16 protein-coding genes are annotated in these 15346 nt (G+C 65.8%); 4 read left to right on the top strand and 12 right to left on the bottom strand.

The features are described 5' to 3' along the window. Window positions 1–87 precede the first annotated feature (87 nt). Window positions 88–1434, bottom strand: a complete 1347-nt coding sequence (gene glmM, locus J2728_RS15650) for a phosphoglucosamine mutase (protein ID WP_310000587.1) — start codon at window positions 1432–1434, stop codon at window positions 88–90. Window positions 1435–1651: 217 nt separating this feature from the next. On the opposite strand from glmM, the gene glmS reads away from it, so the two are divergent. Further along, the gene (gene glmS, locus J2728_RS15655; protein ID WP_310000590.1) at window positions 1652–3487 is read left to right on the top strand and encodes a glutamine--fructose-6-phosphate transaminase (isomerizing); all 1836 of its coding nucleotides are present in this window, start codon (window positions 1652–1654) and stop codon (window positions 3485–3487) included. Between the two features lie 37 nt (window positions 3488–3524). On the opposite strand, the gene J2728_RS15660 is transcribed toward glmS, so the two are convergent. From J2728_RS15660 to J2728_RS15680, 5 genes are all read right to left on the bottom strand, one after another. Then, a complete protein-coding gene (locus J2728_RS15660) occupies window positions 3525–4823 on the bottom strand; it encodes a DUF4910 domain-containing protein (protein ID WP_310000592.1) in 1299 nt (432 codons plus the stop codon). After that, entirely contained in the window at window positions 4823–5599 is a 777-nt protein-coding gene (locus J2728_RS15665; RefSeq protein ID WP_310000594.1) for an AAC(3) family N-acetyltransferase, read from the bottom strand. Before J2728_RS15665 ends, J2728_RS15660 begins: the two co-directional genes overlap by 1 nt. Before the next feature lie 106 nt (window positions 5600–5705). Then, window positions 5706–6887 (bottom strand): class I SAM-dependent methyltransferase, encoded by a 1182-nt coding sequence (locus J2728_RS15670; RefSeq protein ID WP_310000596.1) that lies wholly within the window; start codon window positions 6885–6887, stop codon window positions 5706–5708. 90 nt (window positions 6888–6977) lie between these two features. After that, entirely contained in the window at window positions 6978–7433 is a 456-nt protein-coding gene (locus tag J2728_RS15675) for a nuclear transport factor 2 family protein (protein ID WP_310000597.1), read from the bottom strand. Window positions 7434–7440: 7 nt separating this feature from the next. Further along, window positions 7441–7851 (bottom strand): YkvA family protein, encoded by a 411-nt coding sequence (locus tag J2728_RS15680; RefSeq protein WP_310000598.1) that lies wholly within the window; start codon window positions 7849–7851, stop codon window positions 7441–7443. Between the two features lie 54 nt (window positions 7852–7905). On the opposite strand from J2728_RS15680, the gene J2728_RS15685 reads away from it, so the two are divergent. Then, a complete protein-coding gene (locus J2728_RS15685) occupies window positions 7906–8688 on the top strand; it encodes an SDR family NAD(P)-dependent oxidoreductase (protein WP_310000601.1) in 783 nt (260 codons plus the stop codon). Window positions 8689–8823: 135 nt separating this feature from the next. On the opposite strand, the gene J2728_RS15690 is transcribed toward J2728_RS15685, so the two are convergent. The 3 genes from J2728_RS15690 to J2728_RS15700 form a co-directional block, all read right to left on the bottom strand. Beyond that, complete coding sequence (locus J2728_RS15690; RefSeq protein WP_310000602.1) at window positions 8824–9417, bottom strand: CC0125/CC1285 family lipoprotein; 594 nt, start codon at window positions 9415–9417, stop codon at window positions 8824–8826. A 108-nt stretch (window positions 9418–9525) separates the two neighbouring features. Continuing rightward, window positions 9526–10158 (bottom strand): LysE family translocator, encoded by a 633-nt coding sequence (locus J2728_RS15695; RefSeq protein WP_310000680.1) that lies wholly within the window; start codon window positions 10156–10158, stop codon window positions 9526–9528. A 42-nt stretch (window positions 10159–10200) separates the two neighbouring features. Continuing rightward, a complete protein-coding gene (locus tag J2728_RS15700; protein ID WP_310000604.1) occupies window positions 10201–10608 on the bottom strand; it encodes an MAPEG family protein in 408 nt (135 codons plus the stop codon). Between the two features lie 172 nt (window positions 10609–10780). Here J2728_RS15700 and J2728_RS15705 point away from each other — a divergent pair, with 172 nt between their 5' ends. Both J2728_RS15705 and J2728_RS15710 read left to right on the top strand, forming a co-directional pair. Further along, window positions 10781–10981 carry a KTSC domain-containing protein gene (locus J2728_RS15705; RefSeq protein ID WP_310000606.1) on the top strand — a complete coding sequence of 67 codons (201 nt, stop codon included), beginning with the start codon at window positions 10781–10783 and terminating at the stop codon, window positions 10979–10981. Between the two features lie 51 nt (window positions 10982–11032). Next, the gene (locus J2728_RS15710; RefSeq protein WP_310000607.1) at window positions 11033–11569 is read left to right on the top strand and encodes a hypothetical protein; all 537 of its coding nucleotides are present in this window, start codon (window positions 11033–11035) and stop codon (window positions 11567–11569) included. A gap of 65 nt (window positions 11570–11634) precedes the next feature. Here the strand turns inward: J2728_RS15710 and J2728_RS15715 are convergent, their stop codons facing one another. The 3 genes from J2728_RS15715 to J2728_RS15725 form a co-directional block, all read right to left on the bottom strand. Then, the gene (locus J2728_RS15715) at window positions 11635–12861 is read right to left on the bottom strand and encodes an argininosuccinate synthase (RefSeq protein ID WP_310000608.1); all 1227 of its coding nucleotides are present in this window, start codon (window positions 12859–12861) and stop codon (window positions 11635–11637) included. Between the two features lie 83 nt (window positions 12862–12944). After that, complete coding sequence (locus tag J2728_RS15720) at window positions 12945–13307, bottom strand: hypothetical protein (RefSeq protein ID WP_310000610.1); 363 nt, start codon at window positions 13305–13307, stop codon at window positions 12945–12947. Window positions 13308–13310: 3 nt separating this feature from the next. Beyond that, window positions 13311–15296 carry a potassium transporter Kup gene (locus tag J2728_RS15725; protein ID WP_310000612.1) on the bottom strand — a complete coding sequence of 662 codons (1986 nt, stop codon included), beginning with the start codon at window positions 15294–15296 and terminating at the stop codon, window positions 13311–13313. Between the last annotated feature and the right edge of the window lie 50 nt (window positions 15297–15346).

A 15346-nucleotide genomic window follows, 5' to 3' on the forward strand; every position in this document is an offset into this window, starting at 1 on the left:
GCGCCGAGACGCCGCGTCGAATATCCTAGGATAGGCTAGACCCGGAGCGTTGGGCTCGGCGGGACGATCGCGAGGCGTCGTCTTCCGTCAGGCCGCCTTCACCGCGCCGGCGATCGACCTGACCACTTTCCGGACCAGGGCCGGGTCGTCGCCCTCGGCCATGATGCGGATCAGGGGCTCGGTGCCCGAGGCGCGGACGACGATGCGGCCCGAGCCGTTCAGCTGGGCCTCGCCGTCGGCGATGGCCTCCTTGACGGTCTTGGCCTCCAGCGGCTTGCCCCCGGCGAAGCGGACGTTCTCCAGAAGCTGCGGCACCGGCTCGAACTGACGGCCCAGCGCGCTCATCGGCTGGCCGGTCTCGACCATCACGGCCAGCACCTGCAGCGCGGCGATCAGGCCGTCGCCCGTGGTCGAGAAGTCCGACAGGATCAGGTGGCCCGACTGTTCGCCGCCGACATTGAAGCCGCCCTCGCGCATGCGCTGCATCACGTAGCGGTCGCCGACGGCGGTGCGCTCCAGGCTCAGGCCCTGGGCGTTCAGGCAACGCTCTAGGCCGAGGTTCGACATGACCGTGGCGACGACGCCGCCGCCCTTCAGCGTCCCGGCCTTGGCGAGGGACCCGGCGATGATCGCCATGATCTGGTCGCCGTCGACGACCACGCCCTTCTCGTCGCAGATCACCAGGCGGTCGGCGTCGCCGTCGAGCGCGATGCCGATGTCGGCGCGGTACTCGCGGACCATCTTGGCCATGGCCTCGGGATGGGTCGAACCGCACTCCTCGTTGATGTTGGTGCCGTCAGGATCGACGCCAAGCGAGATCACCTCGGCGCCCAGCTCGTAGAGGGCGGTGGGGGCGACCTTGTAGGCGGCCCCGTTGGCGCAATCGATGACGATACGCAGGCCCGACAGGTTGCGGTGGCGCGGGAAGGTCGCCTTGACGATCTCGACATAGCGCGCCTGGGCGTCGTCGATCCGCTTGACCCGGCCCAGCTCGCGCGGCGCGGCGAGGCCTTCCTGCAGGCCTTCGTCCATCAGGGCCTCGATCTTCAGTTCCTGCTCGTCGGACAGCTTGTAGCCGTCGGGGCCGAACAGCTTGATGCCGTTGTCGGCGAAGTTGTTGTGGCTGGCCGAGATCATGACGCCGAGATCCGCGCGCATCGACCGGGTCATCATGGCCACGGCGGGGGTCGGCAGCGGGCCGAACAGGCGCACGTCCAGGCCCACGCTGGTCAGGCCCGCGACCAGGGCCGGCTCGATCATATAGCCCGACAGGCGGGTGTCCTTGCCGATCACCACCAGGTGCCGGCGCTGGTCCTGAGAGCGGAACAGCTTGCCGGCCGCCAGACCGACGCGCAGCGCCACCTCGGCCGTCATCGGGTGCTTGTTGGCCTGGCCGCGGATGCCGTCGGTGCCGAAATAGGCGCGCTTGCTCATATGATTTCGTCGTCTCTTGGCGAGCTTACAGTCGTTGGGCCGCTCATTGCCCCAATTCTGAGCCATTCAGAAGAGATTGGCTCGCTGAAATTCGGCTCGCGAAACGATCCGAAATGCAGATTTATCAGAGCCGATCCCGGACGGGTGCTAAACGCGGCGTCGTAAAGCTAGCGCTCGCGCCCGATCCGGTGACGCGTTCTACAAGGGATCATGGCCCATGTGCGGCATTATCGGCATTGTCGGCAAGCAACCCGTCGCCGACCGTCTGATCGAGAGCCTCAAGCGTCTTGAATATCGCGGCTATGATTCGGCGGGGATCGCCGGGGTGGTTGCCGGTCCCCATGGCGAAGGGAAGGTCGAACGCCGCCGGGCCCAGGGCAAGATCAAGGCGCTGGAGGCCGTGCTGGCCGAAGAGCCGCTGAACGCGGTCACCGGCATCGGCCACACCCGCTGGGCCACCCACGGCGCGCCGAACGTCAAGAACGCCCACCCGCACACCGCGGGCCGGGTCACCCTGGTCCACAACGGCATCATCGAGAACTTCGCCGAGTTGAAGGCCGAACTCTCCGCCGCCGGCCGGAGCTTCGAGAGCGACACCGACACAGAGGTTATCGCCCAGTTGATCGACGCGGAGCTGGCGACGGGCCTTACGCCGCTGGAGGCCTTCAAGGCGACGCTCGACCGCCTGACCGGCGCCTACGCCCTGGCCGTGCTGATCGACGGCGAGGAAAACCTGATCCTGGGCGCTCGCCGCGGCAGCCCGCTGGTGGTGGGCGAGGGGCGGGGCGAGATGTTCCTGGGCTCGGACGCCCTGGCCGTGGGCCCCTTCACCAACCGCGTGATCTATCTGGACGAGGGCGACTACGTGGCGCTCGATCACGACAGCTGCCGCATCTTCGACGCCTCGGGCGCGGCGGTGACCCGGCCGGTGCGCGTGGTCCCGACCTCGGCGGTGATGCTGGAGAAGGGCAACTACCGGCACTTCATGGAGAAGGAAATCCATGACCAGCCGGAGGGCTGCCAGCGCACGATCGCGGCCTATGTCGACACCCTGACCTCGCGCGCCTCGGTCCCCGGCGACATCGACCTCGCCAAGCTGGAGCGCATCCAGATCGTGGCCTGCGGCACCTCGTACATCGCCGGCGTGGTCGGCAAGTACCTGATCGAGCAGCTGGCCGACCTGCCGGTCGATGTCGAGATCGCCTCGGAGTTCCGTTACCGCACGCCAGCCCTACGCCCGGGCTCGCTGGTCGTGGCCATGTCGCAGTCGGGCGAGACGGCCGACACCCTGGCGGCCCTGCGCTATTGCAAGGCCAAGGGTATGAAGAGCGCCGTGGTGGTCAACGCCCAGGAATCGACCATGGCCCGTGAGGTCGACGTGGTCTGGCCGATCCACTGCGGCCCCGAGATCGGCGTGGCCTCGACCAAGGCCTTCACCGCCCAGGTCAGCGTGATGATCGCGCTCGCCATCGCCGCGGCCAAGGCGCGCGGAACGATCGACGACGCCGAGGAACGGCGCCTGGTGAAGGTGCTGCTGGAAGCGCCGCGCCTGATCGCCGAGGCCATCGGCCTGGAGGACGCCATCAAGGAGATCGCCGCCGACGTCGCCAAGGCGCGTGACGTGCTCTATCTGGGCCGCGGCCCGATGTCGGCCCTGGCCCTGGAAGGCGCGCTGAAGCTGAAGGAGATCAGCTACATCCACGCCGAGGGCTACGCCGCCGGCGAGCTGAAGCACGGGCCGATCGCCCTGGTCGACGACCAGACCCCGATCGTGATCCTGGCCCCCTATGACAGCTATTTCGAGAAGTCGGCCTCGAACATGAGCGAGGTGATGGCGCGCGGCGGCCAGGTGATCTTCATCACCGACACCGAGGGCGTGAAGCACGCGCCGGCCGGGGCCAAGGTGGTGGTCACGGCGCCGGCCTCGGACCCGCTGGTCTCGACCCTGGTCATGTCGGCTCCGATCCAGCTGCTGGCCTACCACGTCGCTGTGGTGAAGGGCGCGGACGTCGATCAGCCGCGGAACCTGGCCAAGTCGGTGACGGTGGAGTGAGGGCGCGCGCGGCCGCCGCCGCCAAGCCGCTCACGCGTCAAACCTCGAGGGGAGCGTCCAGAAGTTCCAGCAGGCCATGTTCGGAGAGCTTGTCCAGGATCGGATAAAGATCCCAGACCGGAGCTCCGCACAAATCCGCGATTTCGAAGAGAGACTTCGTTCCGTCCGACCAGGTGATCAGGTCCATCATCAGCCTGACTTCCGCGCCGCTCGATTTCGTGGAGAGGGTTGGATACAAACCTCTTTTGCCGAGCTGCGGCTCGCATAGGACGGTTGTTCTCGGATAGCGGTTCCGCTCTATCGCCTCGATCGCGAGCTTGAGGGCGTTGTACCCGCCTTCGAGCCCCTCGGGGGTGACGACGTCGATCAGGTTGTCGAGCGACGTATGGTATTCGGGATACCGCCCGTATTTGGTTCGCATGATCGAGGCGATTGGTAAGTCCACGCCGGGCGCGCAGTATTGCCTTTCGTCGCTGCCTCTATCGCCCCACGTATAGGCCTTATAGTCCGCGTGGATATTGGCCAGGACATGCTTGGCCGCGATGTCGGAAATCGTCTTTCCATTCCGCGACGGCAAGTAGGAATAGGCCCTGTCGTCGCCAATGCAGGTCACGTTGAAGCCGGCCACGACCTTGGACTTCAGCAGGTCCAGGTTTCGGCTCAGGTAGGATATGGACCCGATCGTCTCGGGCACGAAGACGATCCGATAGCTGAATTTTCTCGAAGGCTTTTCAAGCAGCCACTTGGCGATGTGCGCCGTGACGGTCGGGCCGGAGAGCTCGTTGTTGGCCATGGACGGATGGCAAACGTAGGTCGAGATAAAGATCTCTTCCTCGGAATCGCCCCCGATGAGCAATTCGCCGTAGGTTAGAGCGCCGTCGAAGAGCTCGGAGTCGATGAAGACCTCGTACTCACCGTCGACAAGCGCGTCCCTTTCGGACTGCGCGATGCAGAACCCCCAGCGTTCCTTATAGTAGGAGGTCACATAGGGTATCGCCGTGGGCTGATCGGGCAGGGAGTACAGATGCGCCTCCAGCTCCCCGAGGCTCATCTTGGCCTTCACGGGCGTGCTGTAGCCAACCACGTGAAGGTTGTTCGATTTGAAATCGCAAATCTTCCGGCCGGCGGGATCGATTATGTAGGCGTCCCGGATCTTCCACTCCTTGGGGACGACCCAGTCAAAGACCTTTGTCCCGCTTGGGATCTCATGAATTCCAAGCCCTGGGGCGATCTCATTCAATATTCTCAGCGTTTCCCGAACGCCGTCTCCAGTGATGCTTCGATTAATGCCCCATAGGCGCGTCGCCAGTTGGTGAATTTCACGTCCAATGGTCATTATTTCTTCTCTAGGGAGTAGAGCGCGCCCAGGGCTTTTCCCTGGTCAATGATGTCCTCCACGAACTCGAACATCCGTCGACTTTTTATGACCCTCAGGCCCGAGCCGACCCTTGGTCTGTCGCCCTTGTAGAGCCCTTGGCTCCAGAGCAGTTCGCCGGCCGGATTGACGTCGGTCAGGACCCCGCGTTCGAGGTCTCTCACGTAGAGCTGGTATGATTTTTCGCTCGTCGTCCCGTGCCGATCCGTATAGTCCGCCGTGAAACTCTTGAAGTACCGATAGTCGACCTTCTTCACCTCTTCGACATGGTGGTAAAAGGTCATGCTGTTCTGGTCGTCCAGGTCGAGAACGGCGATCTTTCCATCCAATTCCCTGAGAATTCCGAACGGCGACTGCTCGGAGTAGCCGCTTTCGTTATCAACGTTCTCGAAAGAGCGGGCTTTGTCCCCAATCACCGCGAAGGAATAGATGGGGTGACCCGTTCTGACGGCCTCCGCGCGCAGGCGCCCCGCCTCGGTCAGCGCCCCCATGTGCGACGGGGTGCTTCTTATGTCGAACGCCACGCCCTTGGTGAAATCGAAGTTGAACAGCGGCAGTATCAGCGTTCCTTTGGGACCCATCGCGTCCAGGAAGCTCTGGAGTATATCCTCGGGCGAAATCGCATAACCGGCGCGCCGAAAATCAACCAGCGTCCGCTTGATGTTGCTATGGACGAGGACCGTGTCCCCTGGCTCAATCCCGGCGCCGAGCCATCTGTTCTTGAGGTCTTCAAGCATGCTCGCCTTGGCCCCTGAATCGGCAGCTCGCGGGCGTCGAGCCTAGCAAAGGCGCCACCGGTCGAACAGGCGGCCCAAGCGATGGCGTCCCGGGTGAGCGGCGAGGTCAATGGCCCGCGGCGAGCAGATAGTCCCGGGTCAGCGGAACCGCGTCGCGTTTCTTGGCCAGCTGGATCTGGAAGACCATGTGGCCGCCGTGCCGGAAGCCCAGCTCCGCGCCCGCCAGATAGAACTCCCACATCCGCCGGAACCGTTCGTCGAACATCTGGGGGATGTCGGGATCGGCCATGAAGCGCTCGCGCCAGATGCGACAGGTCTCGGCGTAGTGCAGTCGCAGGATCTCGATGTCGGTGATCCACAGGCCGGCCCGCTCGATGGCGGTGACGATCTCAGACAGGCCGGGAATGTAGCCGCCCGGGAAGATGTACTTCTGGGTGAAGGCGTTGGTCGCGCCCGGCCCGTGCATCTTGCCGATCGAGTGGATCAGGGCGACGCCGTCCTCATCCAGCAGGCGGGCGATGGTGTCGAAATAGGTCTGGAAGTTCGGGGCGCCGACGTGCTCGAGCATGCCCACCGAGACGATGCGGTCGAACGGCTCGTTCAGGTCGCGATAGTCGGTCAGGCGGAAGTCGGTCTTGTCGGCCAGGTCCGCCTTCTCGGCCCTCTCCTTGGCCAGGGCCAGCTGTTCGGTCGACAGGGTCACGCCCGTCATCTGGGCCCCGAAGTCCTTGGCCAGGGTCATGGAAAGCCCGCCCCAGCCCGAACCGATGTCCAGGGTCTTCATCCCGGGCTGGATCAAGAGCTTGCGGCCGATCAGCGCCTTCTTGGCGGCCTGGGCCTCCTCCAGCGTCATGTCGGGCCGCTCGAAATAGGCGCAGCTGTACTGCATGTCGGCGTCCAGGAAGCGCCGGTAGAGGTCGTTCGAGAGATCGTAGTGGTGGGCCACGTTGCGGCGCGAGGCGACGCGGTCATTGACCTGCTGGATCCGCCGCTTCAGCGCCTTGCGGATGCGGGTCAGCGCCGAGCCGCGCTTGGGTTTACGCCCGCCGCTCTCGCCGACGATGGTCAAGAGGTCCGAGATCGTCCCCCGCTCGAAGACGATGTCGCCTTCCATATAGCCTTCGCCAAGGCCCAGGCTGGGATTGGTCAGGCGCCGCAGGCCGCGGCTGTTGATCCGGATGACGACGGGCGGACCCGAACCGTCTCCGGCCTTGACGATGCGACCGCCGGGCAGGTGCGCCGTGAAGTCGCCGGTCTTGATCATCTTCGCGAGCAGAGCTTCGATCATCCGACCAACTTAAGCGGTCGCACGCCCGCGACAACCTGTCGCACACGGAGGAAAGCGCATCGCGATCGAAATGACGCCGATCGCGTCGCCCTACATCTTCCTCAGCTCGGGGCAGGCGTCGGGTTCGGCCGTCCAGCTGATGCTGGCGATCTTCCAGGCGCCTTCGGTCTTGGCCAGGGTGAACACGTCCAGCCCGCAGTGGACCGTCTTGCCGTTGATGGTCAGCTCGAAGGGCGCCGAGACGGTCGCCAGCGCGCCGCGGCGGATGATCACCGGCGACCACATCCATTCCTTGGCGCCGACCGGCGGCTTGGTTCCGAAGGTTTCCTCGAAGCCGAAACGACGCAAGGCGATCTCGCCGCCAGGCCGGGTGGTCAGCGACATCAATTGGGCGTTCGGCAGCAGGGTCGCGCGCATGGCCGCGACGTCGCTTTTCTCGAAGCCGTCGAAGAACGCCTGGGCGGTCGCCAGAACCGCCTTGTCCTCGGCGTCGGCGGGAGGGGGCGCGGCGGCCTGAAGCGCGGCGGCGATGAGTGGGACGAGCATGGCGGCCTCAGGTTTCGTCGGGCAGCCGGCGCAGGAAGGCCTGGGCGGCTTCCTTGTGGCGGGGCTTCAGCGTGCGGCCCAGGATCGCCATCAGGGCGGCGAACACCGCCGCGTCGTCGGTGAAGCCGATCACCGGCAGGATGTCCGGCAGGGCGTCGGTCGGCAGGACGAAATAGGCCAGGGCCGCCAGCATCATCCCCTTGGCCGCCGTCGGCGTCTCGGGGTCGCGAGCGCACCACCAGACCGACAGGGCGTCGGCGGCGAAGGGGACCTTGGCGGCCACCTTGCGGATCTTGGGCAGGAAGCCGCGCGCGACGCGTTCCTCGTTGACGCGCACCGTGGCCGGGACCAGGGCCTTGGAGGGGTCCAGCACGTCGTTGACGTTTACGTCGGGGGACGGTTTGGCGTCGCGGCTCATCGGTCTATTTCTCTTTTCCAACCGATCCTAAACGCAAACTCTGGGGAAACGTCCATGAAACTCGACAACACCGTCGCCGCCGTCGTCACTGGAGGCGCTTCGGGCCTCGGCGAGGCCACCGCGCGTGCCCTGGCCGCCCAAGGCGTCAAGGTCGCCCTGTTCGACATGAACGAGGAGCGCGGCCAGCAGGTGGCCAAGGAGATCGGCGGCGTCTTCTGCAAGGTCAACGTCACCAGCGACGCCGATGTCGACGCCGGCTTCGAAAAGGCCCGCGCGGCTCACGGCCAGGAGCGCATCCTGGTGAATTGCGCCGGCACCGGCAACGCCGCCAAGACCGCCAGCCGCGACAAGACCACCGGCGAGACCAAGCACTTCCCGCTCGACGCCTTCGACCGCATCATCCAGATCAATCTGGTCGGCACGTTCCGCTGCATCGCCAAGTCGGCCAAGGGCATGCTGGACCTGGAGCCGCTGGAAGACGGCGAGCGCGGCGCGATCGTCAACACCGCCAGCGTGGCGGCGGAGGACGGCCAGATGGGCCAGGCGGCCTATTCGGCGTCCAAGGGGGGCGTCGTCGGCATGACCCTGCCGATCGCCCGCGACCTGATGGGCGAGGGCATCCGCGTCAACACCATCCTGCCGGGCATCTTCAACACCCCGCTGATGAACGGCGCGCCGGAAGCTGTGAAGGCCGGTCTGGCGGCCTCGGTGCCGTTCCCCAAGCGCCTGGGTAACCCGGAAGAATACGCCCAGCTGGCCCTGACGATGATCACCTGCGGCTATTTCAACGGCGAGGACGTCCGCCTGGACGGCGGCATCCGCATGGCCCCGCGGTAAGGCAGCTAAATCCTCCCCCGCGATGCGGGGGAGGTGGCCCAGAGGGCCGGAGGGGGCGAGCTGGGCGTAGGCCGCGTAGCCCCCTCAGTCACTCCGTGACAGCTCCCCCGCATCGCGGGGGAGCATCTTGCTTTCCTACTTCGGCGGCGCCGGCCGCTGGATCGTGCTGGCGAGGTTCGCCATGATCTCGCGGGCGTCGTAGGCGCGCGGGTCGCCTTGCGGCTTCTGACCCTTGTGCATCACGATCTCGGCGCCGGCCTCGAACTTCTCGACGGTGCGGATCTGGGCGCGGTCGGCGAAGAAGGGGTCACCCCAGAAGGGGTCCCAGGTGCGCCAGCCGTACGGCGAGCCGTAGTAGCGCCAGGACGGGCGCCAGTAGCCGTACGGATAGCCGTAGCCGAAGCCCGGGCGGGCCAGGGGATCGGGCTCGACATAGGTGCGGGCCGTACGGTCGGTGCGGTGGTCGGCGGTCTCGAACCAGTCATAGCCCTGCTGCACGGTCAGTTCGGCCGACCGATAGAGCAGATAGCGCTCGACGGTCTCGCGCGAGGTCAGGCTGTTGCCCGCGAAGCTGACGCGATAGCGATCGCCCTCCAGCTTCAGCTCGGAGAAGCCGCCGGTGACGGCGCCCTTGGTGATCTTGGGCTGATAGGGCGTTGGCGTGGCGCAGGCGGACAGGCCCGCGGCGATCACTAGGGCCGCGGCGATGGCGACCTTCTTCATAGACATGACTTGCTCCTTCAAGCGGAGTCCTGGGTATTAGATACAACTCTGGCTGGGCTTTGTGGTTTCGCCAAGGCGCAGTTTGCAACCGTTTTGAAATCTAGGGTGTCGACGCTAGCCGCGCGAGACGATCAGGGCGGCGGCGGTGATCAACAGGACGCCGACCAGCAGGGCGAAGGCGCGCCGGAAGCCGGGCTCGTTCATCCGACTGGACAGGGCCGCGCCGCCCAGGCCGTAGCTGGACATGCTGATCAGGTCCATGCCGATGGTTGCGCAGGCGAACATGACCAGTTGCGGCGCCAGCGGTCTTTTGATGTCCAGGAACGGCGGCAGCACGCCCGAGAAGAACAGCAGGATCTTCGGATTGGCGATCTGGACCATGAAGCCGTCCACGAAGGCCGAGCGGCCGGCCCGCACGGTGGCCGACGCGTGGCTTTCCAGGTTCTTGATCCCCGCCCACAGTGACTTCAGGCCCAGCCAGACCAGATAGGCCGCGCCGGCCAGGGCCAGCACGTGGAAGGCCTGGGGGAAGGCGATGATCAGGGCGCCCAGACCCAGGGCCGAGCCGGTGAACCAGACCAGGGTGGCGGCGTTCATGCCCGCCACCCCTAAGAGGGCCGCGCCCTTGCCGCGCTCCATGCCGGTGGCGATGGCGAACAGGTTGGCCGGGCCTGGCGTGATCGCCATGACGAACATGGCGACGAGAAAGGCGCCGTAGCGGGCGGGATCGACGGGCAGGTGGTCCATGGCGCGGATATAGGCCGCCGGGCAATGGGGCTCCAAGCCGCTTTAAGCGCCGATCACCGCGTAGACCCAGATCGCTCGTCCCAGGGCGCCGAACACCAGGATCGCCGTCGCCAGCGCCTGGATGACGAAGCCCAGTTCGCGCTTCTTGGGATCGGCGGCGTAGCCTAGGGCGTAGACGATGCGGCCGATCATCCAGACCACGCCGAGGGCGGCGGCGACCAGGTCGTTCCAGTAGATGGCGAACAGCCACAGGGCCGGCAGGTAGATGACCAGCCACTCGACCGTGTTGGCCTGAACGCGGATGTGGCGTTCCAGCTCGGGATCGCCGGTCATCGCGGGCGCGTCGATCCCCGTGCGTCGCCGGGCGCCGGGGATACGCAGGATCATCCAGACATAGACCAGCAGCGACAGCAGGGTGACGATCGCCACCAAGGCGTGGGATTGATGCATGTTCGGTTTCCTCCCGCGGCCGCGCGCCGCTCCGCGGGGACACTATTCGTATTCGCCCTGAGTTTGCACGCGACGATCAGAGGTCTATAGGGCGGGCGCACGCCGGGAACCCGGCCGGGTTTCGTTCGCTCCTAGGACTGAACGATCCCCTTCGCGGAGGCTTCGTAAGGCCATGCATGTGGACTCCACGGCGATCCAAGCGATCGACTACTCACCCGAGCACGGCAAGCTGTTCGTCACGTTCCAGGACGGCGATGAATATGTCTATGTCGGCGTTCCCGAGCGCATCAGCCGGGCGTTCTTCCGGGCACCGTCCAAGGGGCGGTTCTTCCAGCGGATGATCAGGGACCGGTATCCGTACAACCGGGTGTAGGCTTGCGTCTCCAGGTTGTGCGTCTAATCTTGGCGACTCATGGAGACGCCGATGCGCCTTGCAACCGCTTTTAGAACCGCCACGGGCCTCGCGCTGATCGCCGGCGCGGTATGGGCCGTTCACGCCATGGCCAACGACAGCGCGCCGCCGCCGAAGGACTTTGTCCAGTACGGCCAAGCCCATAGCTGGCGCGTGGCCCATGGCCTCACGGGATCTGTCTCGTTCAGCGGCCCCCTAGGCTCCGACGGCCGCGAACAGGGTTTGGTGATTACGTGCTCGGGCCTCAAGTCCGGCGGCGTTCAGGCTCGGTTCTACGCGCCGGAGCCCTATTCGCCTCAGTTGCGGGTGCGCACCGACGACGCGGTGTTTCGCATGCGGTCCAGCCCGTATGACGTCGGCGGGCCGGCCTTCGTCGAAGGACACGGCGACTTGCCGGACGGCTATCTGAAGTCGCTGGCCACGACCAAGACGATCAGGGTCGAATACGCCGGTAAGGCCAGAAGCTTTCCCGGTCCGGGAAAGGCCTTGGCCGAGCATTTCGGCCGCTACTGCGCGCAGTTGGCCCGAAACGCCTCCCGCGACGAGTAGCGACCAAGAAAAACGCCGCGCCCGGTGACCGGACGCGGCGTGATTCAGAGGGGTTCGAGCCGTGCCTAGCCGCGCTTGTCGCGCTTGGCCAGGACACGCAGGCGCAGGGCGTTCAGCTTGATGAAGCCGCCGGCGTCGCGGTGGTCGTAGGCGACCTTGCCTTCCTCGAAGGTGACCAGGTCCTGGTCGTACAGCGAGTAGGGGCTGGTGCGGCCGATGACCGTGACATTGCCCTTGTAGAGCTTCACGCGGACCTGGCCCGAGACCTTGGTCTGGCTGTAGTCGATGGCGGCCTGCAGCATCTCGCGCTCGGGCGAGAACCAGAAGCCGTTGTAGACCAAGCTGGCGTACTTCGGCATCAGCTCGTCCTTCAGGTGCATGGCGCCCCGGTCCAGCGTGATGCTCTCGATGCCGCGGTGGGCGGCCAGCAGGATCGTGCCGCCGGGGGTCTCGTAGACGCCGCGCGACTTCATGCCGACGAAGCGGTTCTCGACCAGGTCGAGGCGGCCGATGCCATTGTCGCGGCCCAGCTCGTTCAGCTTGGTCAGCAGGGTCGCCGGGCTCATCGCCACGCCGTCGATGGCGACCGGGTCGCCCTTCTCGAAGTCGATGGTGATGATGGTCGGCTTGTCCGGGGCGTCTTCCGGCGCGATCGTGCGCATGTGGACGAACTCGGGGGCCTCGACCGCCGGGTCCTCCAGGACCTTACCTTCCGACGACGAGTGCAGCAGGTTGGCGTCGACGCTGAACGGCGCCTCGCCGCGCTTGTCCTTGGTGATCTGGATCTGGTGCTTCTCGGCGAAGTCCAGCAGGGCCTCGCGGGACTTGAAGTCCCACTCGCGCCAGGGGGCGATCACGGTGATGTCGGGCTCGAGGCCGTAGTAGCCGAGCTCGAAGCGGACCTGGTCGTTGCCCTTGCCGGTCGCGCCGTGGCTGACGGCGTCGGCGCCGGTCTTGCGGGCGATCTCGATCTGCTTCTTGGCGATCAGCGGGCGCGCGATCGAGGTGCCCAGCAGGTACTGGCCCTCATAGACCGTGTTGGCGCGGAACATCGGGAAGACGTAGTCGCGGACGAACTCCTCGCGCACGTCCTCGATGAAGATGTTCTCGGGCTTCACGCCAGCGGCCAGCGCCTTGGCGCGGGCCGGCTCGATCTCTTCGCCCTGGCCCAGGTCCGCCGTGAACGTCACGACTTCCGCGCCGTACTCGGTCTGGAGCCACTTGAGGATGATCGAGGTGTCGAGGCCGCCCGAATAGGCGAGCACGACCTTTTTCACGGACTTGTCAGCCATGAGCGGGTCCTTCCGGAGAGAAACACAAAGTCGCGCGCCTTCAACGGGATCACGACGCGCGGGTCAAGCTCAAATGAGCCCAGCTACAGTTGACCCTCATCCTGCAGCGTCTTGATGACGAACCGCAGGTGGAACAGGTGCGCCAAAGCCAGGATGGCGGCGGTCGTGGCGCGGACCAGGAAGATGATCATCGCCTGGGTGGGATCGTGCGTGAAGGTGGCCTGGGTCAGGGTGAAAGACAGCAGGACCGCGATCGAGACCACCGGAATGAACAGCAGGCCCAAGGCCTTGGGCGCGCGCCAGGTCGGCTTGCCGTCGAAGCCCCACTGCATCGGCACCGCCACGCCTTTGGGAACGCGCTTCCACGCGCCCTGGGCGGTGGCGGCGATGATGGCCAGGGCGGCGATCGACAGGCCGTCGCCGAGAACGCGCAGGGTCGTTTCCACGGCCTACACCGTCACCTGGGCGCCCAGCTCGACCACGCGGCCGGGCGGGATCTTGAAGAAGTCCGTCGGATTGGCGGCGTTCTTCATCAGGTAGATGAACAGGCGGTCCTGCCACAGCGGCATGCCGCTGTTGGCCGACGGCACGATCGAGCGACGTCCCAGGAAGAAGCTGGTGGCCATGATGTCGAACTTCAGGCCCTGCTTGCGGCACACGGCCAGGGCCTTGGGGATGTTCGGGCTCTCCATGAAGCCGTAGCTGACCACGACCTTCTTGAAGTCGTCGTTGACCTTCTCGATCTTGACGCGGTCCTCTTCGTTGACGCGCGGCGTCTCGGTGGTGCGGACCGTCAGGATGACGTTGCGCTCGTGCAAAACCTTGTTGTGCTTGAGGTTGTGCATCAGGGCGACGGGCGTCATGTCCGGGTCGGAGGTCAGGAAGATCGCCGTGCCGGGCGCGCGGTGCGGAGCCCTGGCGCGTAGGATCTCCATCAGGTCGACCAGGGGCACGCTGTCGCGGCGGGTCTTGGCCGTCAGGATGTTGGCGCCGCGGGTCCAGGTCCACATGATCAGCACCAGCACGCCGCCGAACACTAGGGGCAGCCAGGCGCCGTCGGGGATCTTCAGCATGTTCGAGGCGATGAACACCGAGTCCAGCGCCGCCAGCGGCACCAGCAGCAGGGCGGTCTGCCACAGAGTCCATTTCCAGATCCGGCGGATGACGACATAGGCCAGAAGGGTGTCGACGAACATCGCGCCGGTGACGGCGATGCCGTAGGCGCTGGCCAGCTTGTGCGAGCTCTGGAAGGCGAACAGCAGGACCAGGACGCCGATCAGCAGGAACTGATTGACCGCCGGCACGAAGATCTGGCCGGCCTGGGTCTCGGACGTGCGCTTGATCTCGATGCGAGGCAGCAGGCCCAACTGCACGGCCTGCTGGGTCATCGAGAAGGCGCCGGTGATCACCGCCTGGCTGGCGATGACCGTGGCGATGGTGGCCATCAGAAGGACGGGCCAGTAGGCGAAGCTCGGCACCATCTCCCAGAACGGGTTGTGGCGGGCGGCCGGCTGGTCCAGCACCAGGGCGCCTTGGCCCAGATAGTTCAGCGCCAGGCAGGGGAAGACCAAGCACAGCCAGGCGGCCTGGATCGGTCGCTTCCCGAAGTGGCCCATGTCCGCGTAGAGCGCCTCCGCGCCGGTCACCACCAAGAACACGCTACCCAGGATGACGAAGCCCAGGAAGCCGTTCTCGAGCAGGAAGCGGATGCCGTACCAAGGGTTGAAGGCGCGGAATATCGAGAGGTCGTCGGCCAGGTGGAACGCGCCCAGCGCGCCCAGGATCAGGAACCAGACCGCCGTGATCGGGCCGAACAGCGAGGCCATCCGGTGAGTGCCCTTGGCCTGAACCAGGAACAGGGCGATCAGAATGCCCGCCGAGATCGGGAGGATGTAGGGCGCGAGGGCCCGCCCCACGTGCGGCGCGTCCTTGAGGCCTTCGACGGCCGAGAGCACCGAAATCGCCGGGGTGATGATGCCGTCGCCATAGAACAGCGCCGCGCCGATCACGCCCAGGAAGAACACGGCCACCGACCGCTTGCGACCGGCGCCCCCCAAAGCCTTCTGGGCCAGAGCCATCAGGGCCAGGGTGCCGCCCTCGCCCTTGTTGTCGGCGCGCATGAAGAAGATGACGTACTTGATCGTCACGAACAGGGTCATGGTCCACAGGACCAGCGACACCACGCCCAGCACCGCGTGCTCGGTCGCGGTGGTGCTGCGCGAGTGCGCCAGGGCCTCGCGGAGGGCGTAAAGCGGACTGGTCCCGATGTCGCCGAACACGACGCCGATCGAGCCCAGGGCGAGCGCGAAGAAGCCATGACCCTTCAGGTCATGACTGTTCCCGGACCCATTGGGAGGGCCGCCATCCTGCAGTGGAATGTCGGAAGACGCGGGGGCGCAGTCGGAAGCGGGTGCGCCTGAGGCTTCGGAAGCCATTCAATCCCTCCGGGCCGCCCTCGCAAAAGGCTATCGGCAAACCCATATCG

This window comes from Caulobacter segnis, assembly GCF_031454995.1.
Classification (GTDB): Bacteria; Pseudomonadota; Alphaproteobacteria; order Caulobacterales; family Caulobacteraceae; genus Caulobacter; species Caulobacter segnis_E.